Annotated in this window: 30 protein-coding genes; 2 read left to right on the top strand and 28 right to left on the bottom strand. The window is 46.8% G+C overall.

Annotated features, from left to right (window positions below):
• Positions 1–2: 2 nt before the first annotated feature.
• The 8 genes from fdhD to SB24_RS11730 form a co-directional block, all read right to left on the bottom strand.
• Entirely contained in the window at positions 3–791 is a 789-nt protein-coding gene (fdhD, locus tag SB24_RS11760) for a formate dehydrogenase accessory sulfurtransferase FdhD (RefSeq protein WP_017418742.1), read from the bottom strand.
• 94 nt (positions 792–885) lie between these two features.
• Positions 886–1,050 carry a hypothetical protein gene (locus SB24_RS20235; RefSeq protein ID WP_007407587.1) on the bottom strand — a complete coding sequence of 55 codons (165 nt, stop codon included), beginning with the start codon at positions 1,048–1,050 and terminating at the stop codon, positions 886–888.
• Between the two features lie 85 nt (positions 1,051–1,135).
• On the bottom strand, positions 1,136–1,816 hold the full coding sequence (locus tag SB24_RS11755; RefSeq protein ID WP_039253514.1) for a VWA domain-containing protein: 681 nt from the start codon (positions 1,814–1,816) through the stop codon (positions 1,136–1,138).
• A 308-nt stretch (positions 1,817–2,124) separates the two neighbouring features.
• Entirely contained in the window at positions 2,125–2,811 is a 687-nt protein-coding gene (locus SB24_RS11750) for a VWA domain-containing protein (protein ID WP_015418411.1), read from the bottom strand.
• A gap of 264 nt (positions 2,812–3,075) precedes the next feature.
• Positions 3,076–4,107: a stage II sporulation protein D gene (gene spoIID, locus SB24_RS11745; RefSeq protein ID WP_012118658.1), complete on the bottom strand. Its 1,032-nt coding sequence runs from the start codon at positions 4,105–4,107 to the stop codon at positions 3,076–3,078.
• Between the two features lie 199 nt (positions 4,108–4,306).
• Complete coding sequence (gene murA, locus SB24_RS11740; RefSeq protein ID WP_007407592.1) at positions 4,307–5,617, bottom strand: UDP-N-acetylglucosamine 1-carboxyvinyltransferase; 1,311 nt, start codon at positions 5,615–5,617, stop codon at positions 4,307–4,309.
• A 33-nt stretch (positions 5,618–5,650) separates the two neighbouring features.
• A complete protein-coding gene (locus SB24_RS11735; RefSeq protein WP_007407593.1) occupies positions 5,651–6,391 on the bottom strand; it encodes a YwmB family TATA-box binding protein in 741 nt (246 codons plus the stop codon).
• 141 nt (positions 6,392–6,532) lie between these two features.
• Positions 6,533–6,763, bottom strand: coding sequence for a DUF1146 family protein (locus tag SB24_RS11730; protein ID WP_007614366.1), 231 nt, complete (start codon positions 6,761–6,763; stop codon positions 6,533–6,535).
• Positions 6,764–6,935: 172 nt separating this feature from the next.
• Here SB24_RS11730 and SB24_RS11725 point away from each other — a divergent pair, with 172 nt between their 5' ends.
• Positions 6,936–7,406: a hypothetical protein gene (locus tag SB24_RS11725; protein ID WP_007407595.1), complete on the top strand. Its 471-nt coding sequence runs from the start codon at positions 6,936–6,938 to the stop codon at positions 7,404–7,406.
• A 44-nt stretch (positions 7,407–7,450) separates the two neighbouring features.
• Here SB24_RS11725 and SB24_RS11720 read toward each other — a convergent pair whose 3' ends face one another.
• The 18 genes from SB24_RS11720 to spoIIR form a co-directional block, all read right to left on the bottom strand.
• A complete protein-coding gene (locus SB24_RS11720) occupies positions 7,451–7,849 on the bottom strand; it encodes a F0F1 ATP synthase subunit epsilon (protein WP_033574395.1) in 399 nt (132 codons plus the stop codon).
• 23 nt (positions 7,850–7,872) lie between these two features.
• Positions 7,873–9,294, bottom strand: a complete 1,422-nt coding sequence (atpD, locus tag SB24_RS11715; RefSeq protein WP_003151173.1) for a F0F1 ATP synthase subunit beta — start codon at positions 9,292–9,294, stop codon at positions 7,873–7,875.
• A gap of 25 nt (positions 9,295–9,319) precedes the next feature.
• Positions 9,320–10,183, bottom strand: a complete 864-nt coding sequence (gene atpG / locus SB24_RS11710) for an ATP synthase F1 subunit gamma (protein ID WP_033574394.1) — start codon at positions 10,181–10,183, stop codon at positions 9,320–9,322.
• Between the two features lie 75 nt (positions 10,184–10,258).
• Positions 10,259–11,767, bottom strand: a complete 1,509-nt coding sequence (gene atpA / locus SB24_RS11705; protein ID WP_003151170.1) for a F0F1 ATP synthase subunit alpha — start codon at positions 11,765–11,767, stop codon at positions 10,259–10,261.
• Positions 11,768–11,783: 16 nt separating this feature from the next.
• Positions 11,784–12,329: a F0F1 ATP synthase subunit delta gene (locus SB24_RS11700; RefSeq protein ID WP_003151169.1), complete on the bottom strand. Its 546-nt coding sequence runs from the start codon at positions 12,327–12,329 to the stop codon at positions 11,784–11,786.
• The gene (gene atpF / locus SB24_RS11695; protein WP_003151168.1) at positions 12,326–12,838 is read right to left on the bottom strand and encodes a F0F1 ATP synthase subunit B; all 513 of its coding nucleotides are present in this window, start codon (positions 12,836–12,838) and stop codon (positions 12,326–12,328) included. Before atpF ends, SB24_RS11700 begins: the two co-directional genes overlap by 4 nt.
• A gap of 142 nt (positions 12,839–12,980) precedes the next feature.
• Positions 12,981–13,193 carry a F0F1 ATP synthase subunit C gene (gene atpE / locus SB24_RS11690; RefSeq protein WP_003151167.1) on the bottom strand — a complete coding sequence of 71 codons (213 nt, stop codon included), beginning with the start codon at positions 13,191–13,193 and terminating at the stop codon, positions 12,981–12,983.
• A gap of 45 nt (positions 13,194–13,238) precedes the next feature.
• On the bottom strand, positions 13,239–13,973 hold the full coding sequence (gene atpB, locus SB24_RS11685) for a F0F1 ATP synthase subunit A (protein WP_014419099.1): 735 nt from the start codon (positions 13,971–13,973) through the stop codon (positions 13,239–13,241).
• 7 nt (positions 13,974–13,980) lie between these two features.
• Positions 13,981–14,364: an ATP synthase subunit I gene (atpI, locus tag SB24_RS11680; RefSeq protein ID WP_003151155.1), complete on the bottom strand. Its 384-nt coding sequence runs from the start codon at positions 14,362–14,364 to the stop codon at positions 13,981–13,983.
• 421 nt (positions 14,365–14,785) lie between these two features.
• Positions 14,786–15,415 carry a uracil phosphoribosyltransferase gene (upp, locus tag SB24_RS11675; RefSeq protein WP_015418415.1) on the bottom strand — a complete coding sequence of 210 codons (630 nt, stop codon included), beginning with the start codon at positions 15,413–15,415 and terminating at the stop codon, positions 14,786–14,788.
• 134 nt (positions 15,416–15,549) lie between these two features.
• A complete protein-coding gene (gene glyA, locus SB24_RS11670; protein WP_007614376.1) occupies positions 15,550–16,797 on the bottom strand; it encodes a serine hydroxymethyltransferase in 1,248 nt (415 codons plus the stop codon).
• A gap of 147 nt (positions 16,798–16,944) precedes the next feature.
• Positions 16,945–17,487, bottom strand: coding sequence for a TIGR01440 family protein (locus tag SB24_RS11665; RefSeq protein WP_007407598.1), 543 nt, complete (start codon positions 17,485–17,487; stop codon positions 16,945–16,947).
• Between the two features lie 13 nt (positions 17,488–17,500).
• The gene (gene rpiB / locus SB24_RS11660) at positions 17,501–17,950 is read right to left on the bottom strand and encodes a ribose 5-phosphate isomerase B (protein WP_003151149.1); all 450 of its coding nucleotides are present in this window, start codon (positions 17,948–17,950) and stop codon (positions 17,501–17,503) included.
• Positions 17,951–18,083: 133 nt separating this feature from the next.
• A complete protein-coding gene (locus SB24_RS11655; RefSeq protein WP_003151148.1) occupies positions 18,084–18,539 on the bottom strand; it encodes a low molecular weight protein arginine phosphatase in 456 nt (151 codons plus the stop codon).
• A 73-nt stretch (positions 18,540–18,612) separates the two neighbouring features.
• The gene (locus SB24_RS11650; protein WP_039253506.1) at positions 18,613–19,170 is read right to left on the bottom strand and encodes a manganese efflux pump MntP; all 558 of its coding nucleotides are present in this window, start codon (positions 19,168–19,170) and stop codon (positions 18,613–18,615) included.
• A 67-nt stretch (positions 19,171–19,237) separates the two neighbouring features.
• Positions 19,238–20,278, bottom strand: a complete 1,041-nt coding sequence (locus tag SB24_RS11645; protein ID WP_039253503.1) for an L-threonylcarbamoyladenylate synthase — start codon at positions 20,276–20,278, stop codon at positions 19,238–19,240.
• Positions 20,279–20,434: 156 nt separating this feature from the next.
• Positions 20,435–20,878, bottom strand: a complete 444-nt coding sequence (locus tag SB24_RS11640; RefSeq protein ID WP_007614382.1) for a GNAT family N-acetyltransferase — start codon at positions 20,876–20,878, stop codon at positions 20,435–20,437.
• 70 nt (positions 20,879–20,948) lie between these two features.
• Complete coding sequence (gene spoIIR / locus SB24_RS11635; RefSeq protein WP_007407604.1) at positions 20,949–21,629, bottom strand: stage II sporulation protein R; 681 nt, start codon at positions 21,627–21,629, stop codon at positions 20,949–20,951.
• Between the two features lie 160 nt (positions 21,630–21,789).
• On the opposite strand from spoIIR, the gene SB24_RS11630 reads away from it, so the two are divergent.
• Positions 21,790–22,164 (top strand): UPF0715 family protein, encoded by a 375-nt coding sequence (locus tag SB24_RS11630; protein ID WP_003151143.1) that lies wholly within the window; start codon positions 21,790–21,792, stop codon positions 22,162–22,164.
• Here the strand turns inward: SB24_RS11630 and SB24_RS11625 are convergent.
• Positions 22,151–22,429 carry a DUF5316 family protein gene (locus SB24_RS11625; protein ID WP_020954349.1) on the bottom strand — a complete coding sequence of 93 codons (279 nt, stop codon included), beginning with the start codon at positions 22,427–22,429 and terminating at the stop codon, positions 22,151–22,153. The genes SB24_RS11630 and SB24_RS11625 overlap by 14 nt on opposite strands.
• Before the next feature lie 70 nt (positions 22,430–22,499).
• Positions 22,500–23,360, bottom strand: a complete 861-nt coding sequence (gene prmC / locus SB24_RS11620; RefSeq protein WP_015240760.1) for a peptide chain release factor N(5)-glutamine methyltransferase — start codon at positions 23,358–23,360, stop codon at positions 22,500–22,502.

Raw genomic sequence — 23,360 nt, 5'->3', positions numbered from 1 at the left:
TTCTATTGTTCAACCCGTTCAGGATGTGTATATACGTTAAATGATCCGTTTCTGACAAAACCTATCGCGGTTATGTTCAGCTCTTCCGCCATTTGCAGCGCGAGCTCCGTCGGCGCCGATTTTGAAATGACAATCGACACGCCGATTTTTGCGGCTTTTAATAAAACCTCTGAGGAAATCCGGCCGCTGAAGACGATCAGCTTGTCACGGACGGGCATTCCGTTTTTCAAACAGCAGCCGTACAGCTTATCCAGCGCGTTGTGGCGCCCGATGTCCGTCCTCATGAAGAGCAGCTTTTCCGTATCGCACAGCGCCGCATTATGGACGCCGCCCGTTTCCCGGAAGGTGCCGCTCCCGCTTTGCATCTCCTTCATCAGGCGAAGGCACGTCTCAGGAGTTATGGTGATACGGCTGACGGCGGTTTTGGCCGTTTTCACATCCTGCTGAAAGTAAAAATGGCGGCCTTTCCCGCAGCATGAACCGATGACCCTCTTCGTATAGTCTTTTTGCTCAAGCACTCCGGGATTCGTCAGTTCAACATATGCAAACCCGAGACTTTCATCTATAGTAAAGCTTTTGATTTCTTTTTCAAAACGAATGACGCCTTCTGATGCGAGAAATCCGATGACGAGTTCCTCTAAATGGTCAGGCGTGCAGACGAGCGTAACAAATTCCTGTCCGTTCACCATGACGGTCAGCGGATACTCTGAAACCATCCGATCTGCCGTCTTTGTTAATACCCCTTTTTCATAGCGGTATATGTCTCTTACCGCTGTTGTTTTTTCATCCACTGTTTTCCCCTCCGCAGTATCCTTCTCTTTTATTCTTCCACAATCCCTGTATTTTGTCGAATTTGCGGTTTAAAAAAAGAGCCCCCTTAGGACTCTATGTTTCATTGCGATGATGTCTGCTCAGAATGGTGAATAAAATAACTGCGGCGATAATGGCCAATATACTGACGAATATGAAGGCGGCAAGCTTCAGAAAAATTCCCATCAGAACAAAAACGACTGCCGCCAGCACTAATATAATGCCTGCTCCTTTTAACAACAGCGTTCATCTCCTTTTATCCGTATCATTCCCGCGGTTCCGTTTTCTAAACAAAAAAGACGCCGCGCGGGCGTCCTTTTTTAACCTATTCTTTTGCTAAATCCTTTGCAGCGTCTTCCCAAGCCTGTTTGAACTCGTCCGCGGTGTCAGCTGAGACATATGTGCCGCCTCCCGCTTCCGCCGCTTTTTCAAGGCTTTCGCTTCCTTTCATGCCGAAGTTGAAGCCGATGATATTGACGATCGTGTTGACGTTCGCTTTACGGAGCTTTTGAATTTCGGCCTGAGGATTACCGCCGCATGTTTCTTCACCGTCTGTGATCAGATATACGACGTTTTTCCCTGTGGCGCCGGCCCGCTCAAATTCTTCACGCGTATCAGAGAGCGCTTTCGCAATCGGTGTCCAGCCGGTCGGTTTAATCTTGCTGAGTGATTGCTCAAATGGAGTCACGGCGTACGGCTGAAGGCCGTATAACGTTTCTGTCGCATTACATGATACGGCTTTGCCTGAGTTTTTATTATTGCCCTTATGCCCGAATACCCGAAGCATCAGATTCGTGTCTTCAGGAAGAACTTCCGCAAAAGAAGTGACAGACTCTTTCGCGACATCTATTTTACGCTCTCCCCCTGTTTTTTGTATCATGCTTCCGCTTGCATCAAACAGCACGGCAACGTTTGTTTCTTCGTGCTTTTTCTCAGCTGCAAAAACAGGTGATCCGAGTGAAAGCGTCAAAAGTCCGACAATCCCCGCAGTGAACATTTTTTTCATTTCCTTCATTCCTCTCCGTTTGTTTTTGGCCGATGGGCCCCCGGCTCTTCTCTATGCTAGATGAGGAGTATGCAAAAAGATATAGGGCGGGATTCCTTTTGTATAAGCGGCTGTACACCGTTAAAAATGAACAGAATTATGCGCATCATCCTAAAAAGATTGGATAAATGATGACAGATTTAATGCCTTTTTCGCCCTTTTTGTAATATAAGTCCGGAATCTGATTCTTTTTACAGTTTTCTCTTCATCTTTTCTTGAAATTTTTGTTAAATAAAAATAAAAAAAAGGGCCGCTAAACGGCACCTTTCTTATTCCGCTAATGAACTCGCTTCCAGGGTAAAGATGCGGTTCATATCCTTTTGGCTGTGAGCTTCGTAATATTTTCCTCCGCCCGCACCGGCAATTGCGTGAAGCTGTCCGTTGAAGCCTTCTTTAAAGTCAAAGCCGATCACGTTGACTTTAATATGATGTTTGCGAAGTTCTTTCGCTGTCTTAATAGGATCTCCTCCGCATGTCTCCTCACCGTCTGTCAACAGGTAAACGGATTTAAAGCCGAATTTATGAACGCCGTTAAAAGAAGCTTTCGCATCCTCTAATGCTTTTGCAATCGGTGTCCACCCCGTAGGCCCGATTCCGTTCAGAGAGTTGAGGAAGCTCTGTCTGTCAAACCTTTGGAATCCGTATACACCGCGAATGGATTCGCAAGATTGAACTTTTCCGGAGTTTTTATTATTGCCTTCCGAACCGAAAACCGTCATTCTGACCTGTGATGTAGACTTAATTCGATCCGCAAAACGGACAATTTCATCTTTTGCCATATTGTATTTAGAAACGCCGTCAATCCGTTTCGCCATACTGCCGCTCGCATCAAGCAAAATAGCGATATTGTTTTTAAATAAAAATGTCTTCTCGTTTGCATTCTCGGCAGCAAAAGCAGGAGATGCAGCAGTCAGCATCAATCCGAGCATGAGTATGAGTGAAAATGTTTTTTTCATTGCTTTTTCCCCTTTTCAATAGATTTACGTTCAACGCCGAACAATATTTATCGTAAATGAGATGAAAAGGGAAATAAATAGGACGGCGTTCCTCATTATTTTTGCGTATATTCACATAGAAGCGGCATTTTTATCAGTGATTTACACCCGGCGCTCAGCCTTCAATCGACATTTGTCAGCCTTTAGGCTTTCGTTATATGAGTCTGTTGGTTGCTTTACCGTTTATGGAATAGTTTTCAAAAAAACAGACGCTCATGAAAGCGTCTATTTTTTCGCCATATATTTGTTTAAAAATGAATCTGCTTCGGAAATGTCCACTCCCTGATAATAATGCTTGACGATGTCCGCCACTGATTTTCCCTGCTCCGCCATGTAATTGGCCCCGTACTGGCTCATGCCGACGCCGTGGCCGAATCCTTTTGTCGTAATGGTGATGCTGCCGCCGTTTCGTTTCCATTCAAAGTCGGCAGAACGGAGTCCGAGTTTTTCCCGGATGTCTCTTCCCTTCAGCTTTTTGCCGTTGATGACGGCCGTTGCCACTTGATGGCCCGGCGTTCTGGCTGTAATCTGTCCCACCGTGTTTTGTCCTGAGAGCTGTACGCCGAGCTTTTGCTGAAACTCCGGCACACTGAAGGTCTGGGTGGCAAGATATTTCGGCGATTGCTTATCCCACGGACTTTTCACGCTTTTTAAATAAGGAATGGCGCTTGTCCAATAGGCTTCCGCATTTTCCGTATACCCGTTGCTCGTAGAGAAGAAAGATGCCTCAATCGGCTTGTTGTCGTACGTTAAAATCTTTCCTTGCGTGCCGGCGACCGCGTTTGTGATTTTCTTGAGGTTGTGTGCGTACTTAGAACCCCATTCTTTTTTCAGCTGGCTTTTGCTTTGATAGACTTGGAACATTTGCGTATCATCCACCAGTGATCCTTTCGGCGCCTGAACGGCTGAGTCAGCGACCATCAGTCTGACGATGAAAGTCCGGGCGGCGAGCGCCTGGGCTTTTAAGGCTTCCGGTTTAAAGTTTGCGGGCATTTCGGAAGCCACGACACCGATCACGTACTCTTCAAGCGGAATGTTCTCTACAGAATGATTGGATGTCCGATAAACCGGAATGGATACAGGTGATTCTTTCAATGTTTCTGCTCCTTTTGTTTCTCGTGTGGTGTGTGCTGTTTTGTGTCCGGGCTCTCTGTTTACGGCTGCTCCTTTTTCTGCCTGAAACGGAAGGACGAGAATGGTGGGGACTAGAAGAATAAGTATACACAGCCCGGATAGTAGAAATACAATCGGTTTCATATATCAGCTGCCTCCTGCTTGGGATTCGACTCTACTTCATCTTATGGGCAGGGACAAGCTAATATGACTTCCTTTTGGACAGAATCTTTATTCCATTTTTCAAGCGAAAAACGTATTCTTTTTTGGAAATCAGAGCATAATAATGATGATAAACCATAAAAAAACAGTATGCCAGATTGACATACTGTTTTTACAGCCATTATGCGTTTAGGTCAGTTACGACTTCTTTGCTTTCTTGTTCAGCGGCCGTTTCATCAACGACACGCTCGATGTCAGCGCCGAGAGCCGCAAGTTTTTTATGGAAATTCACATAACCGCGATCCAAGTGCTTCAGTTCCGTGACGCGTGTATGACCTTCAGCCACTAATCCCGCAAGAATCAGCGCCGCGCCCGCACGCAGGTCCGTAGCGGCAACTTCTGCGCCTTGCAGCTGTACAGGACCGTTAATGATCACAGAACGTCCTTCAATTTTAATGTCGCCATTCATCCGGCGGAATTCTTCAGCATGCATAAAACGGTTTTCAAACACAGTTTCAGTAATCATGCTTGTTCCGCTCGCACGGAGAAGCAGCGCCATCATTTGCGACTGCATATCAGTCGGGAATCCTGGGTGAGGCATCGTTTTAATGTCGATCGGCTTCAGCTGGGCAGGACCGATGACACGAAGGCCTTCTCCTTCATCCGTAATTTTGACTCCCATTTCTTCCATCTTCGCAATTAAAGACGTAAGATGCTCAGGAACCGCACCTTTCACTAATACATTTCCTTCCGTGATAGCCGCAGCCACCATGAAAGTACCCGCCTCAATACGGTCAGGAATGATGTTGTGTCTTACGCCGTGAAGCTTCTCGACACCTTCAATTTTAATGGTGCCTGTGCCGGCTCCGCGGATTTTTCCGCCCATCGCATTGATATAGTTCGCTAAGTCAACGATTTCAGGCTCTTTTGCCACGTTTTCAAGCGTTGTTGTTCCTTCAGCTAAAGCAGCTGCCATAATCAAGTTTTCTGTCGCACCCACACTTGGGAAATCTAAATAGATTTTTGCGCCCTGCAGACGGCCTTCTACTTCTGCTTCAATAAAGCCGTTGCCTACTTTGATTTTTGCACCCATTGCTTCAAAGCCTTTTAAATGCTGATCAATCGGTCTTGAGCCGATTGCGCAGCCGCCCGGAAGCGCTACTCTTGAATGACCCGTACGGGCTAACAGAGGGCCCATAACAAGCACTGACGCACGCATTTTGCGCACATATTCAAAAGGTGCTTCTGTTTCTAAAGCGTAAGAAGCGTTTACGGTAACTTCATTATTCTCAAAATGCACATCTGCTCCTAAATGACGCAACACTTCATTAATTGTATATACATCGGAGAGCGTAGGTACATCACATATTACGCTTTTTTCTTCACTTGCTAATAAAGATGCAGCGATAACTGGTAAAACGGCATTTTTTGCTCCTTCAACTTTCACTGTGCCGTTTAACTTCTGACCGCCGCGGACGATGATTTTTTCCAAGGTATTCCCCTCCGCGTCCCTATATTCTCTATATTAATATTCAGTCGTCACGATTGGTGTGCCAACCGTAACGGTATGTTTTTCGCCCATTCCCGCACTTCTAAGCGCAACTTGCACATTCATCTTATGTTTCGATGTCATGATGTAATCTGTCCACTTATATGTAAATGCAGAAACAGAAACGAAATGAGGCTCAACTACATGTTCAACTGGACTTGCTTCAAATTCTTTCATGAGCTGTTCTGCTTTTTTTTGCAAAACAATACTCATATTATCATTTAAATGACCCTTTAGACAAGTAAAAATAAATACTTTATTTTGAAATATGTCATGTGCCTGCCGTTCAAACTGTTCATATGTATCATTCCAGTTTTCCGGTTGCTCCGGGCTCATTTGCTCATATAATAAATACGAAGTTGGGTTCTGGTTTTTGAGGGTAGTGACGAGCTGCAGTTTAAAAGTTGTGTGATTTTTTTTGTCAGAATACGTGCCGACGGTCTTTACGATTTTATCTTCCCGCGCGGATTCCCAATGATATTGCGGATACTGCGTCTTCAGTTCTTTTACCTTGTCATCAAATTCACTCAGTGACAGGTTCAGATTTTCTTTCGCATGAAGCGTCCATTCATCTACAGTGACCTGCTGCCGCTCCATTCCTTCGGCAATCTGGGCAAGCGGAGACAGCTCACTTGCATGAATGGAATGAAATACCGCTATTAAGGCGCTTAAAAAAACAAAAAATAAGATGATGCGGCCTGCTCTTTTTTTCTTCATATCGATCTCTCCCCCTTACTCCCATTTTTGCCGGAGCCGGGGAAAGCAATACATGGAAAACTTCGTCAAAACTCGCCAAGCGGGTGAAGAAAAATTGGTTTCTCACCCAGCGATTCCCTTCATTTCAACAGACGAAACATCTTAAAATAAGTATGGAAGCTGTTTCGAATAGGTAAGATAATCTAAAAAGAAGTCAGCGACTGCCGTACCGATCGCAATGGTAAGAAGAATGATCAGCAGCCTCGCCTGCACTATTTTTCCTTTTCGGATCAGCGGATCAAAGTTGACGGCCTGAAGCGCCCACCATGTCACCGCAATGCATACCAGGTGAACCAGGATGCTGATTGCGGCCTGCTGCCCCAATACATTCACAAATCCCATCTCCTTTCATTTTTTCCGCCCCTCATATCCTCTCTTATTATATAAGAAGAAGAGAGAAAGATGATCATTTTTACATCAGAATTTTTATCCAAAATTAGGGGCAATCCCCGCTTAAATGTCCGTTCTCCGGCATGGTATACTTTTTTGGAAAGGAGATGGGAATATGAATCATTCCTTTTTTCATCCGGAAAAGCAGTATGGAGAAACTCTTCCCGTATTTGACCACGAGTGGGAAGCGATAGCATTCTACTATGATTATAGACAGTCTCAAACAGAGGAACTGAAAGAATTATGTCAGTTTTTCAACATTTCTCTTGATTATTCACGCGGCAGCCTGCTGGAAGTGGAAGCTCTTTACTTCCGCAGCATACAAGAGCTGCTTTTGGCGGATTGGAACCTGCCGATTGACGAATTTGAGAAAATGCTCAGTGTGTATGTCATCGATTGCGCCATCAGACACCATGACGATGCCGAATGGGTCGTCAAACCTTATCCGTATACGGACGGCGCCTATACGACGGGTGTGCGGAGAGGAAACAAAACGTGGCACACCGACAACTGCTGCGAACATTTATATCTGCAAAAAGAAGAGGATCATCCGCTTATCGGCGTCTATGAATCTCTTATGCGTTAATATAGAAAAAGAATCCTTCTCAGACAGCCGAGAAGGATTCTTTTTTAGTTTCCTGCAACATCCAATCTGTTTACAGCCCGCTGTAGCGCAAGCTCAGCCCGACGAATGTCAGTATCATCTGATCGTTTGTTCAAACGGTCTTCCGCCCGCTTTTTCGCAGCAAGGGCGCGCTCTTTATCAATGCTTTCCGCTGTTTCAGCGGCTTGTGCAAGGATAGTGACCTGATCAGGACGGACTTCTAAAAATCCGCCGCTGACAGCCGCCAATTCGGTCTGCCCTTCTTTTTTAAGACGGACAGCGCCGATTTTAAGCGGAGCCACGGTCGGAATATGGCCAGGCAAGATACCGAGATCACCGCTCTCGGCTCTTACACTTACCATTTCAATATCAGCATCATATACTGGGCCGTCGGGAGTAACGATATTGACTTTAACGGTCTTCATGCTTTTACCCTCCTAGGACCAGATTAAACTTCTACACCCATCTCTTTTGCATTCTCAATGACTTCTTCAATGCGTCCCACAAGACGGAATGCATCTTCCGGAAGATGGTCATATTTACCGGAAAGGATTTCTTTAAAGCCTCGTACCGTTTCTTTAACAGGCACGTAAGAACCCTTTTGTCCCGTAAACTGCTCAGCTACGTGGAAGTTTTGAGAAAGGAAGAACTGGATACGGCGTGCGCGGTGAACGACAAGCTTGTCTTCTTCACCTAATTCGTCCATACCGAGAATCGCGATAATATCCTGAAGTTCTTTGTAACGCTGAAGCGTTGACTGGACTTCACGCGCCACCGCATAATGCTCTTCTCCGACAATTTCCGGAGCAAGCGCGCGGGAAGTGGAAGCCAGCGGATCAACCGCAGGGTAGATACCCATTTCAGTTAATTTACGCTCAAGGTTAGTCGTCGCATCCAAGTGAGCGAACGTTGTCGCCGGAGCCGGGTCAGTATAGTCATCGGCAGGCACGTAGATCGCCTGGATAGATGTAACTGAACCAACGTTTGTAGACGTAATACGCTCTTGAAGCTGACCCATTTCTGTCGCAAGCGTCGGCTGATAACCAACCGCAGAAGGCATACGGCCGAGAAGCGCGGAAACCTCTGAACCCGCTTGTGTGAAACGGAAAATGTTATCGATAAAGAACAGTACGTCCTGTCCTTGTTTATCACGGAAATGCTCAGCCATTGTTAGACCCGTCAGTGCTACACGCATACGTGCGCCCGGCGGCTCGTTCATTTGTCCGAAGACCATGGCTGTTTTCTTGATAACGCCTGAATCGCTCATTTCGTAGAAAAGGTCGTTCCCCTCACGAGTACGCTCTCCTACACCGGCGAATACGGAAATACCGCCGTGCTCTTGCGCGATGTTGTTGATTAATTCCTGGATTAATACGGTTTTACCTACGCCGGCGCCGCCGAACAATCCGATTTTACCGCCCTTGATGTAAGGAGCGAGCAGGTCAACAACCTTAATTCCCGTTTCAAGAATTTCAACCTCAGTTGAAAGCTCATCGAATGAAGGAGCTGATCTGTGGATCGGGTCCTTTTGAGCATCCGCAGGCAGCGGTTCATTTAAATCAATTTTATCTCCCAGTACGTTAAATACGCGTCCGAGAGTCACATCACCGACAGGAACGGAAATCGGCGCACCTGTATCAACAGCTTCCATTCCGCGCTGAATTCCGTCCGTAGATGCCATGGCAATTGTACGGACTGTATCATCGCCTAAATGAAGAGCAACCTCTAGCGTTAGGTCGATGCCTACTTCATTTTCGCCTGTAGCTGGCTGTGAAACTTTAATCGCATTATAAATCGCAGGCAAGTGGCCGTCCTCGAAACGTACGTCGACAACCGGTCCAAGCACCTGACTTACGCGTCCTTTCTTCATCGCTATCCCTCCTGACAAAATCTTTCTATTCTAAAGCGGCTGCACCGCCGACAATTTCGGTAATTTCTTGTGTAATCGCCGCTTGACGCGCGCGGTTATATGAAAGCGAAAGTGAATCAATGAGTTCTTTCGCATTATCAGTCGCATTTTTCATTGCTGTCATTCTCGCAGCGTGTTCACTTGCTTTACTGTCAAGAAGCGCGCCGTAAATTAAGCTTTCCGCATATTGAGGAAGCAGCACTTCGAGCACCTCTTCTTCATCCGGTTCGAACTCGTAAGAAGGCGTGCGCTTCCCGCCGCTCGTTCCGAAATCCGTTAAAGGCAGCACTTTTTTCTCCGTCACTTCCTGTGAAATCGCACTGACGAAATGGTTATACACCAAATGCAGTTCATCAAAAGCGCCGTCGATAAACATTTGAACCGTCTGACGGGTCAAATCTTTAATCTGAGCAAAAGTGACCTCGTCGCCAAGCCCCACTAACTCAGACATAATCGGCATTTCCCGTTTTTTGAAGAAATCGCGGCCGACTCTGCCGATTGCAATCACCGTGTATTCATCTTTAGACTGATGGCGTTCTTGAATGGTGCGGTAAGCGTTTCGCAAAACCGAACTGTTAAACGCACCCGCAAGCCCACGGTCAGACGTAATGACGAGATACGCCGTCTTTTTCACTTCTCTTGAGACAAGCATCGGGTGTTTCGCGTTTTTCGCGCCTTTTCCGACGTTAAACACAACCTCCTGGATCTTATCCATATACGGAGCAAATGACTTCGCGTTGGTTTCCGCACGGTTCAGCTTCGCAGCGGATACCATCTGCATGGCTTTTGTAATCTGGCTTGTTTTTTTCGTTGACGTGATCCTTGACTTAATATCGCGTAATGAGGCCAAAGATTTCACCACCTTTATTCTTCATTTGCGTAAAAAGAGAGAAAAAGAGAACCTTTTTCTCTCATCTTCTAAGGGTTAGTTGCTTGGTGCAAATGTGCGTTTGAAGCCTTCGATTGCAGCTTTGAAGTCTTCATCAGCAGGAAGGTTTCCTGTTTTCGCAATGCCGTCAAGCAGATCTTTATGGTTTTGATCAAGGTACATGTAGTACTCTTCTTCAAAACGTCTGATATCCGCAACCGGAATATCATCAAGATATCCTTTTGTCAGCGCATAAAGAATGGCTACCTGTTTTTCAACCGGAAGCGGTTTATTCAAGTCTTGTTTCAGCACTTCAACTGTACGCGCACCGCGGTTCAGTTTCGCCTGAGTCGCCTGATCAAGATCAGATCCGAATTGGGCGAACGCTTCAAGTTCACGGTATGAAGCCAGGTCAAGACGCAATGTTCCCGCTACCTTTTTCATCGCTTTGATTTGGGCTGATCCGCCGACACGGGATACGGATAATCCGGCATTGATCGCAGGACGCACGCCTGAGAAGAATAGGTCGGATTGAAGGAAAATCTGTCCGTCAGTAATGGAAATGACGTTTGTCGGGATATAAGCGGAGATATCTCCTGCTTGTGTTTCGACGAACGGCAGCGCCGTAATTGATCCTGCACCTTTTGCGTCACTCAGCTTGGCTGCGCGCTCAAGCAGACGGGAGTGAAGATAGAATACATCCCCAGGGAATGCTTCACGGCCCGGCGGACGGCGAAGAAGCAATGACAGCTCACGGTAAGCGGCCGCTTGTTTGGATAAATCATCATATACGACGAGAACGTGCTTGCCGTTGTACATGAATTCTTCACCCATTGTCACCCCTGCATACGGTGCAAGGTACAGAAGCGGAGCCGGCTGTGAAGCGGACGCCGTCACGACAATCGTGTAATCAAGCGCGCCATGCTTACGAAGTGTTTCCACTACGCCGCGCACTGTAGATTCTTTCTGGCCGATCGCTACGTACACACAGATCATATCTTGATCTTTTTGGTTTAAGATTGTATCAATCGCAACAGATGTTTTACCTGTCTGACGGTCACCGATAATCAGCTCACGCTGTCCGCGGCCGATCGGAATTAACGCGTCGATCGCTTTGATACCCGTTTGCAGCGGCTCATGTACCGATTTACGGTCCATTACGCCTGGAGCCTGGCTTTCGATCGGACGTGTTTTGCTTGTCAGAATCGGACCCAGTCCGTCTACCGGCTGTCCGAGCGGATTGACGATACGTCCGATTAATTCTTCACCTACAGGAACTTCCATGATGCGGCCCGTTCTTTTGACCTCATCACCTTCACGGATATCTCTGTAAGGTCCTAAGATAACGATACCTACGTTGGATTCTTCAAGGTTTTGAGCCATACCCAAAACGCCGTTTGAAAACTCAACAAGTTCACCGGCCATACAATTGTCAAGGCCGTGCACACGCGCAATACCGTCTCCGACTTGGATGACTGTACCTACGTCATGAACTTCAATTTCAGATTGGTAATTTTGAATTTGCTGCTTTATCAGCGTGCTAATCTCTTCAGCTTTGATGCTCACTTAGGTTTCACCCCTTCTATCGATTTCCTCCGGCAAGTTGACGTTCCATGCGCTCAAGCTTTCCGCTTACGCTTCCGTCATAAATCCGGTTTCCAATGCGGACTTTAATGCCGCCTATTAAATCCGTCTGCACTTCATTTCTGATTCTGAGCGAAGCGATTCCGGCTTTTTTTGCAAACACTTGAGACAATGATAACATTTCCGCTTCTGACAGCGGTTTTACTGAATAAACAACCGCGTCCTCTGTCTGACGAGCCTGATTGGCAAGTTTGATAAACTCGTCTGTGAGATCAGGCACAATCGAAGACCGGCGGCGGTCAATCAGAAGAAAAATCGTATGCAGCACAGACTCAGACAGTGCGCCGAACGATTGCTGAATCAGCTCTTTTTTCTTAGCGGCCGATACCTTCGGATGGCTTAACACTTCCTGTAATCCGGCTTCGTTCCGGAACACTTCTTTTAGTACGGTAAGCTCTTCTTCGATTTCATTGATTTGAGAAGTCTCAACGGCAATGTCGAAAAGCGCTGACGCGTATCGTTTAGAGACAGCAGATCCACTCATCGGCTTTCTCCTACCTCTTTAAGATAGTCCTGAATCAGTTGTTCCTGGGCTTGTTCATCAAGCTCTTTTTCAATCACTTTCGATGCGATTAAGACAGATAGTGATGCGACTTGCTCGCGAAGTGCGGAAACCGCTTGTTCTTTTTCTTTGACAATTTCGGTTCTCGCCGCTTCTTTCAATCTTTCAGACTCGGCGCGTGCAGCCTGGATAATGTCTTCCTTCTGCTTTTCACCCAGTTTTTTCGCATTTTCAATGAGTGATTGTGATTCCTGTTTCGCTTCTTTTAAAAGAACGCGCTGCTCTTCAATCAGCTTCTGCGCTTCTTTATTTCTTTCTTCAGCGGACGTAATTTCGCCGGCGATATGATCTTCACGCTGTTTCATTATATTTAATAGCGGTCCAAGAGCGAATTTCTTGAGAAGCGCTAATAAAACTAGCATAGCTAACAATTGGAATAGGATATCTCCGCCGTTAAACGACAGTCCTAATTCAAGAGGTAATTGAGACATCTACTACGGCAACTCCCTTCTGCAGGTTTTCTCTGCTGATAAAAAGCCGTTTTGGGACGGCGTGCTTATCAGACATAAAGCAATGGCGAAGGTTCTCTTAGAGTGATCTTCGCCATTTTTAGTTCATATAAGGCTTTTTTGCTTAGCCAAAGAACGCTAAGAACGCGATAACGACAGCGATAATCGGAAGGGCCTCAACCAATGCGATACCCATGAACATAAGAGTTCTAAGTTCTTTTCCTGCTTCCGGCTGACGGGCGATTCCCTCTACCGTACGTGAAACGATCAGACCGTTACCAATACCTGCACCAAGTGCACCTAAACCGATTGCAATTGCAGCTGCTATTAAATTCATGAAAAAGTTCCTCCTTTAAAATGTTATCCGAATGGATATATGATTTTAATGATCATGACTGATTTTGTGTGACATGTACACCATCGTCAGCATCGTAAAGATAAATGCCTGGATGGTACCGATGAACAAGCTGAACGCCTGCCATGCAAGCATCGGAAGAATGGCTCCGACTGTGCCGACCAAACCGAGAAAGAAGCTGTTTGAGTAGAAATTCGTCGCCAGATTCGCAAGCAGGCCAAGAAGAATTTCCCCGGCGAAAATGTTACCGTAAAGACGAAGTCCGAGTGTCAGCGTATTCGCAAACTCCTCAATGATCTTCATCGGGAACATAAGCGGAACCGGTCTGAGGTAATCCTTAGAGTATTCCTTCAAACCTTTCATCTTCACGCCGTAATAGTGCGTTAACGACACAACCATAACGGCTAGAGTCAGAGTAATAGCCGGATCGGCCGTCGGTGATTTCCACCAAAGCTCGTGTCCGACCGTTACAGAAAACGGCAGCCCCAGCATATTTGATACAAATATGTACATCAGCAAGGTTACACCAAGCGCCAAGAAGTTAGCCCCTGTTTTTAAATCCATTGTACTGCCTATAATATTGCGGACAAAATCAACAATCCATTCCATGAAGTTCTGGGCTTTTCCCGGACGGATGGACAGCGTTCTCGTGGTGAGAATCGCAATCAGCAGCACAATCACACTTGCCACAGTAATCATCAGAATGTTTGTCAGATTAAAAGTAAGACCAAACAAATCAATAGTTCTGTAATCGTGATTCAATGGGTTTTCACCTCTCTTCCATTGATGAACGTTTGAGCTGAATAATGGAATCTATCATAATGACGGGATAAATTGTCATTAATCCAATAATCACACTTGCCACACTGACTTTATCGGGATATTTAAAGGCGACAGCCATCGCAAGTATCGCATTGCACCAACGCGCTGCGCTCCCGAGTGATCGTATGGACTTTCCTTTCGCCACGGCCTTGTCAAAAGCATTCATTCTTCTGGTCAAGAGCCACAAATTAAACAAACTGAAAACAGTTCCCAAAAAGAGGCCTAAAAAAACAGTTTTATACGCCGTAAGACCATATCCCAGCAAATAGATTGCTAAGATTACAAATACATATCTCCGTTGTCTGCTGAATGTAAGATTGGGATCGTCCATCAACTATCTGTCTCCTGATGAAAATGTAATATAATTCCTGGATACGGCAAAACATGCGGTTAACCCTTTGCAGAAGGCCTTTTTTTGTCCCGCAAAACGGCCTGTTCGAAAAAACCACTCATCCTCCTGATGCCACGGGATGCTGTTTCATTCGCTTAGATAAATCCTCATATAACGGGTTTTTTGGAGGATTTAAATTGAGGATGGATACTAGAAATGAAAGGAATGAAAACCTTCTCATAATACCCTCGTTTAGCATACAATAGCCCCTAACATGTGTCAATCTGTTTAAAGTTAAAAAACTTTTTATACCGAAAGCATACACAGAATGTTCACAAATTCACCTATAAATGTATGAACTCTGCCCATTCAGCAAATATCTGGATAAAAAAAGAAAACCCCCTGAATGAGGTTTTCCGATTTATTTGGTTCCGTACAGTCTGTCACCCGCGTCACCGAGGCCCGGAACGATATAGCCTTTTTCATTCAGTTTTTCATCAAGGGCGGCGATATAAATATCAACGTCAGAATGATGTTTCAGCAGCTCTTCCACGCCTTCTGGAGCCGCTACAAGACACATAAAACGAATGTTTCTCGCGCCGCGCTTTTTCAGGCTGTTTATCGCTTCCACCGCAGAGCCTCCCGTAGCAAGCATCGGATCCACGACAATAAATTCGCGTTCTTCTACATCAGAAGGAAGCTTGACATAGTATTCCACCGGTTTTAAGGTTTCCGGATCACGGTATAATCCGACATGTCCCACTTTAGCGGCCGGGATTAATTTCAGCATGCCGTCAACCATTCCGAGACCCGCTCTCAGGATCGGCACGATACCGAGTTTCTTCCCTGAAATCACTTTGGATGTCGCTGTTTGAACAGGTGTTTTCACTTCCACTTCTTTAAGAGGAAGATCACGTGTAATTTCAAACGCCATCAGTGATGCGACTTCGTCCACAAGGTCTCTGAAATCCTTTGTGCCTGTATTTTCATTCCGAATATATGTCAGCTTATGCTGGATTAAAGGATGATCAAATACGTAAACCTTTCCCATACTGTGTTCAGCTCCTTTTTTGTTGTCCGAGTGACTTTTTCACACTTCTATTGATTCTACAGAAAAAGACAAACAGTTTCAAGAAAATCATAAAAAAACCCGCCGGATTAAGGTTCCGGCGGGTTTCTTCCTTATTAATAGTCCAGTTCTTTATATAAAGGGAACTTTTCAGTCAAGGCAGATACGCGCTGTCTCGCTTCTTCAAGTTTTGCTTCGTCTTCATGATTTTTCAGCGCGAGGCCGATGATGGCGCCGACTTCTTCAAGCGCGTCACCGTCAAAGCCGCGGCTTGTCACAGCTGCCGTACCGAGACGGATTCCGCTTGTGACGAACGGTTTTTCCGGATCGTAAGGGATCGCGTTTTTATTAGATGTAATGCCGATTTCATCAAGAACGTGTTCAGCGACTTTTCCGGTCAGTCCGAGAGAACGGAGGTCGACAAGCACAAGATGGTTATCCGTTCCGCCTGATACGAGCTGAATGCCCTCTTTGTTCAGAGACTCAGCCAGGCGCTTCGCGTTCGAGATGACGTTTTGCGCATATGTTTTGAAATCATCTTCAAGCACTTCTCCGAAAGAAACGGCTTTTGCCGCGATGACATGCATAAGCGGTCCGCCTTGGATTCCCGGGAAAATGGATTTATCAATCTTCTTGCCGAACTCTTCACGGCAAAGGATCATTCCTCCGCGGGGTCCGCGAAGTGTTTTGTGAGTCGTTGTCGTTACAAAGTCAGCGTAAGGAACCGGATTCGGATGAAGACCGGCTGCGACAAGACCCGCGATATGCGCCATGTCTACCATGAAGTAAGCGCCGACTTCATCAGCGATTTCACGGAATTTTTTAAAGTCGATCGTGCGGGGGTATGCGCTCGCTCCGGCAACGATGAGTTTCGGCTTATGCGCCAGCGCTTTTTCACGCACATCTTCATAATCTATATATTGCGTGTCTTTATCGACACCGTATTCTACAAAGTTGTATTGAACGCCGCTGAAATTAACCGGGCTTCCGTGTGTTAAGTGGCCGCCGTGGGAGAGGTTCATCCCGAGCACCGTGTCGCCGTGCTCTAAAATCGTGAAGTAAACAGCCATGTTCGCCTGAGCGCCTGAGTGCGGCTGAACGTTTACATGCTCAGCTCCGAAAATCTCTTTCGCGCGGTCGCGGGCGATGTCCTCAACGACATCAACATGCTCACAGCCGCCGTAGTAGCGTTTGCCGGGGTAGCCTTCAGCATATTTGTTTGTTAAAACAGAGCCTTGTGCTTCCATTACCGCTTCCGTCACGAAGTTTTCAGAAGCAATTAATTCGATCTTAGTCTGTTGACGCTTACGCTCATCTTTGATGGCGTTAAACACTTGTTTATCTTGTACAGGTAAATGTTTCATCAGCGAGATCCTCTCCTATCCGTTTCCTGTTCTTTATTTTTACCACCCTTATTGTACATGGTTTTTCAGGTGAATGTAACAGCTTATTTAAAAAAATCACAAAATTTAATTAGAAAACACGAACATTATACAGGAAAAGCATTTTCATCATTCGCATTCATAAACGGCGCGAATTCCGCCTATCAGCTTCGGTCTTGTCCGGGCCATCGTCACATGTGCTTCTCCAAGCTCACGGCTCGATATCCGGACAGGGACGGCAACGGGTTTCAGATGCATGCCGATGAACGTATCACCGATGTCAATCCCAGCGTCAGCCTGAATCGATTCAGCGAGCACTGGAGAACGCATCTGCCGGTATGCATAAGAGGCCATCGCTCCGCCCGCTTTCGGGACGGGGACGGCTGAAACAATGGGGAGCCTGAATCGCTCGGCCGTTTCCGCTTCAATGACAAGCGCCCTGTTTAAATGCTCGCAGCATTGAAAAGCAAGATGCACACCCGTTTTTTCCTTAAACCGGTTAAGTCCGCCGTATATCAATTCAGCCCAATCCCCGCTTCCGGCGGTGCCGATCCGGCTTCCGGCGGCTTCACTTGTACTGCACCCGATCACCAGCAGACTGCCGTCCGTCAGTCCTGCCTGCTCTTGAAACTCAGTCAGCATGTCCGTCCATTTTTGCTTCATCTCTTCCATTGTCCAGCACCTCTTACAGATTTTTTTCTTCGTAATCTGCGATTTTGCCGATCCGCCGTTCGTGGCGGCCGCCCGTAAATTCAGTCGTCAGCCAGACTTTTGCGATTTCGCGCGCCAGCCCCGGGCCGATGACGCGTTCGCCCATCGCAAGAACATTCGTGTCATTGTGTTCACGCGTCGCTTTTGCGCTGAAGGTGTCATGGGCAAGCGCACAGCGTATGCCCTTTACCTTATTTGCGGAGATGCTCATGCCGATGCCTGTGCCGCAAATTAAAATTCCCCTGTCAGCTTCGCCGTTCACCACTTTTTCCGCTACCGGAAAAGCGTAGTCTGAATAATCGACAGAGCCGGCGCCGCATTCACAGCCCATATCAATGTATTCAATCTGCAATTCATCCAAAAGACTTTTTATTTCTTCGCGGATATGGACGCCGCCGTGATCTGACGCAATAGCTACTTTCATTCATTTACCTCCTAGGTGTGGCTGGGCGAAGACAGCCCAGTGTGCTTGTCCTTTTTATTACGAAATCCGTTGATTTCATTCTACTCTTTCACATTCGTTTTGCAAATGACCTGTTTGCAGATTTTCTGACAGATTACTTGCTTTTCCCGTCAAGCAATTGATCAGCCAAAAGAGTCAGCAGCTCCTCCAGTTCGTCCCGCGTCTGTTTATAAACATCAAGCGGACCGCCGAACGGGTCAGAGATATCGCCGTTTTCCCCCGTTACGTATTCTTTAATGGTAAAGACTTTGCCCTGACTGTTTTGATATCGGCCTTCAATCAGCTGTTTATGCTGTTCGGTCATCGCCAGCACCAGATCGGCCGTCTCGATATGTTCTTCCGATAAGGGAGATGAACTGTGATTGAGGGCGATCCGTTTTTCAAACAGCGCTTCTACGGCATGAGCCGACGCTTTTCCGTGCGGAGACGCGAATACGCCGGCCGAGCTTACGCTGACATCCAGCCCTTTCGTTTCTGCTATGGATTTAAAAAGAGCCTCAGCCATGGGACTGCGGCACGTATTGCCTGTACAAACAAAGATTATTTTCATGTCCGTCACCTCTTACTGCCTATTATAAATGAAGAAAAAAGAAACGGCATCTTCGTTTCTTTTTTTACGTATCTTATATCGGTAAAAGCAGTTTCAGCCCGAATCCGATCAAAATGGCTCCGCCAAGCGCTTCGCTGTAGGAGCCGAGCCACGACTGCACCTTTCTTCCCGCCAAAAGGCCCGCCCATGTTAAAACGGTGCTGAAGACCCCGAACAGCGTAACGGCCAGAAACGGATTGGAGCCGTTCATCCCGAGACTGAGCCCGACAGAAAAGCTGTCCAGACTGACACCGACCGCAAACAGCAACAGTCCCGAGCCTGCCGGAGATATGAGCGGCCCGTCCGATTGTTTAAACGCGGCGATCATCATCTGCACCCCTAAAATGAAAAGAAGAGATCCGCCGATGTAAACGGCGAGCATCCCCAGAAAACCGGACAGCAGATGCCCGGCCGCCATTCCCGCCAGCGGCATCATGACATGAAACAGCCCGATGACAACCCCTATATGAAAAATCTGTTTTTTCTTCAGCTGAATCATTCCCATTCCGAGCCCGACGGAAAAGGCATCCGTCCCCAAAGCAAATGCCATGATGCTTAAGGAGACAAGTTCCCCGATGAATAGATTCGACATGAATAAAAACCCCCTTGGACGTGCCCGCTTGTTTAGCTTATGCATGTCCGATAAGGGGTAGAACAAGTTAATGGATAACGGTGCCGCCTGCGGCTTTCATCAGCCTGTTCATAACGGCGAGCCCCACTCCGGTATCCGGAAAGGACTCAGAAATAATCATATCCACTTCCGCTTCATCAAAGCTGCGGAGCGCATCGTATAAGGCGGACGCCACTGTTTCAAGGTCGGCGCGTCTGCCGCAGACCTTGATATAATCAGCCTGGTAACTATCGGCGTTCTCTTCTGTTGTCAAAATGCCGATTCGTTTTCCCCGGCTTTTATATGCGTCTGCCAGTTCTTGAATTCTCCGGGCGCCGCCGTCGGCAATAGCCATCGGCGCAGAAGGCGCGTAATGTGTATATTTCATACCGGGAGAAATAGGAACCTCATCTTCTTCTGTCAGCCCTTTATCCACAAGAACCGGACCGGCGGCGGATTCAATCTGCTCTTTTGTCACGCCTCCCGGACGAAGCAGCACGGGCTGTTTCCCCGTACAGGACAGAACGGTTGATTCCACTCCGATTCCCGTCGCGCCGCCGTCCACAATACCGGCAATGCGGCCGTTTAAATCATGAGCTACATGCTCGGCCTTCGTCGGGCTCGGTTTTCCTGATAAATTGGCGCTCGGCGCGGCGATCGGCAGTCCGGCCGAGCTGATGAGGGCTAATGCTACCGGATGATCAGGCATTCTGACCGCTACCGTCTCAAGTCCCGCGGTGACACGGGGTGACAGCACACCGGGCTTACACGGCAGAACAAGGGTCAGCGCCCCCGGCCAGAATAGCTTCATCAGCTTTTTCGCCGTCTCAGGAATATGGCTGATAAAACGATCAAGCTGGCTGATATGGGATATATGCACAATCAGCGGGTTATCGCTCGGCCTTCCTTTCGCCTCATATATTTTCGTTACGGCTTCCGTATTTTCAGCGTTAGCGCCCAGTCCGTAAACGGTTTCTGTCGGAAAAGCCACAACCTCATTCTGCCGGAGCAATTCCGCGGCTTGTGTAATCTGGGGATCGGTTGTGGATAATTCTGCGGAACAATCCACAAACCATCTTCTTGTTTTCATGTATAACCAAACTCCTTATTTTAAAGCGATAAAACTTTATTTTCTCTCGTGTATTCCTTTTGAAAGTATAAAAGATGTCCTTTAATAAAACAAGTGTTATCCACAAACTGTGGACAACACTTTTTAATAAGTGGATAACCTTGTGTATAAGTTAGATCAGGCAGAGGTTTTCACCATTAAAAACGAACCTTCTGTGCATAACGAGTTGCGGAAATGTTCGGACGTATACAGTTCATCAGGCGCATCGGCGCACGCTTCAAATCCCATCACATTCAGAAACTCAGCAGATGAGGGCTGATTGGCGACTAAGTAGACATCTTGAATCTCATGTTTTTTGCACAGCACATCCATACTTTGAAACAGTGTAACGATATGGCTTTGATTCAGCCTGTCCGACATGACGAGTGAACGGAGAAGCCCTTTTCCGCCGCTGAATTTTTCGATCCCGAGACAGGCGGCAATCTTTTTTTCACTGTCTTCCAGCACGATAAAACGGCTGATCTGCTGATCGATTTCCGCATGTGCCGTATCAGCCTTTTTCAAAAAGGCCTCCAGCGCCTCCGTATCTTGATCTCTTGCCACTCTCAGCTGATAAAACATATATTTCCCTCCGTTTCGATCAACTCTTTCTTCCAATCTATGAATCGAATCCGGATTTATGCCTTTTGCTTCAGGAAAATAGATCTGAAATCCAATCGACGAGGAAAAACTTCACTTCGGTATCATCGTCATCTTTATTTTCTTTCTTCGCTTTATCAGCCTTTGCTTTTACGTCATCCAGCACTTTTTTAGTCTGTTTCTGCGTTTCTTCCTGCTTCTGTCCGCCGTCTTCCTGATCTTTCACCGCTTCGCCGTTTGAGAAATCAAGGAAGCACAGCGGCGGAAACAAGACGCACCACCAGTTGGCGCCCTCGCCATTGCCGAGTGTAATTAAAATCGCTTCATATTTTCCGGCCGGATAGACCATATTGCCGTAGAGCTTTGTCGGAAACGAGATTTTATTGAATTGAACTGAAACGGATTGATGCGCACCCTTTTCTTTCATCGTCTGTTTGGCGATTTCTTTAATTTCAGGAAGCTTCGAACGAATGAGCCGCCGCGCTTCTTCAATGGAAGTTATATCTTTCACCCAGTCCGTGATTTGCTTGTTTACAGCATCTCTGATCTGGCGCTTGAGCTTTTGATCCTCATCGTTATCACTGTTGGCCAAAATTCTGAGCCGGATCGCTTCATCCGGTATGACGACGGGCTCATCGGCTGATGCCCGCGCCGTTTCTTCTTTTGTCAAACCCGCAAGCGCTCCTGATAATAAAAGAAAAATATATATGCAGATCATCATTGTCTGTTTCATCGGTCCCCACCGTTCCTCTCCGTGCTTTTTTTATCTAGTCCCATTATGGACATGACGAAAAAGGTTTAAACCGGCGGGAAGAAAAAAATCTAGCAAGCTGATAATCTGCATTGACAGATTCAAAATATGGTACGATATTATTTTGATAGGAGGTTTTCAGATGAAATATAATTACACCGTGCTGCTGTCGGCGGCATGTATGTCTGTCATTTATTCTATTTTGTATGTTCATCAATTCATTATCGCGGCTTTCATTTCGATGGCGTTTTATTTTCTGTTTCCTTATTTGATTTTTGCGCTGCCGCTTCAATACTTTCTGAATAAAAAGCCGAAGAGATTTCATCCGCTGTATTTTCTTTATTATTTAGGGGTGTCATTCATTGCAAACGGGATCATCTTCGGTCTTTTGCAGCCGTCAGGCCAATCTCTGTTTTCTAATTCAGCCTTTTATATCTTTGCGGTTTTAACAGCCGTCGTCTATTGGGTATGGGATTCCGTATTGCTGCAAAGACAAAATCCGGCTACAGAAGCGTAATCAGCAGACAGCCGGCTGAAGGGAGAGCGGCGCAAAAGAAAACGGCGGCCATCTTTAAACGGGCGTGCCGTCCTTCTTCTGTTTCAGAATGATAATTGGCCCGCTGCTCCGCTCCGCTTACGGCCAGCCCTGAAACGATGATCGCTGTGACGATAAGAACAGCCGTAACGGCGCCGAAAATGATATCAACGCCAAACGGCAGAACAAACCCCGCCGCATAAGCTGCGGCGGCGAGTATACATCCGAAGGCGAACGCTTTTTTCAAGGCGGATGCCCCTTTCATTTTCTTTCCATTGTAACAAAAGCCCGCCGTGTGCGTCACCGGCGGGCTTTTTTCATGATGTGATGACCGCGGATACGGTTCTGTCTTTTCCGTTGATGTCCTGTACGACTTCCACTTCCGCATTCGGAAAGGAATGACGGAACAGGTCTTTCACGGCTTTCCCCTGATTATATCCGATTTCAAAGACGACAAGCGCTTTATCTTTCATGACAAGAGGCAGCTCCTCCATAAACCGCTTGTAGAATTTCAAACCGTCACCGCCGTCCGTAAGAGCATGAAGCGGCTCATGGAAACGGACGATATCCGACAAATCGGCCATTTCTTCTTCAGAAATATACGGCGGATTGGAAACAATAATATCCGCTTTTTTCCCTGATGAAATAAAAGGAGTTAACAGATCTCCCTGCAAAAAACAGACGTCCGCTCCGAGGTTTTGCGCATTTCTTTCCGCCACCTGCAGCGCTTCTTTTGAAATATCCGAAGCCGATACTGAAAAATGTCCGCATTCAAGGGCGAGCGTCACCGCAATGGCACCGCTCCCCGTACCGATATCAATGACGTTCAGGCGTTCTGCCTCGGAAAATGCCCGCTTCTGTCTGTCCAGCAGATGAAAGACGACTTCTTCCGTTTCCGGACGCGGAATGAGAACATCGTCATTCACAAAAAATTCCCTGCCGTAAAACTGTTCTTTCCCGATAATATATTGAATCGGAATACCTTCTTTATGCATCTCCACGTGCCGCCTGAATCGATAAAGCTCGTCCTCGCCGACGGGCTCCTGCAGACTTGCGAGAAGCTTGCTCCGATCCATTCCAGTATCATTTAACAGCAGCAGCTCGGCCGCGTTTTTTTCTCTTCCCGCTTCGGTTAAATAAGAAGAAGCCCAGCTTAGGGCTTCAAAAACGGTCTTCAT

Source organism: Bacillus sp. Pc3, assembly GCF_000815145.1.
Taxonomy (GTDB): Bacteria; Bacillota; Bacilli; order Bacillales; family Bacillaceae; genus Bacillus; species Bacillus velezensis.
The sequence above is the reverse complement of the archived record's forward strand: the minus strand, read 5'-3'. Positions and strand labels throughout refer to the sequence as shown.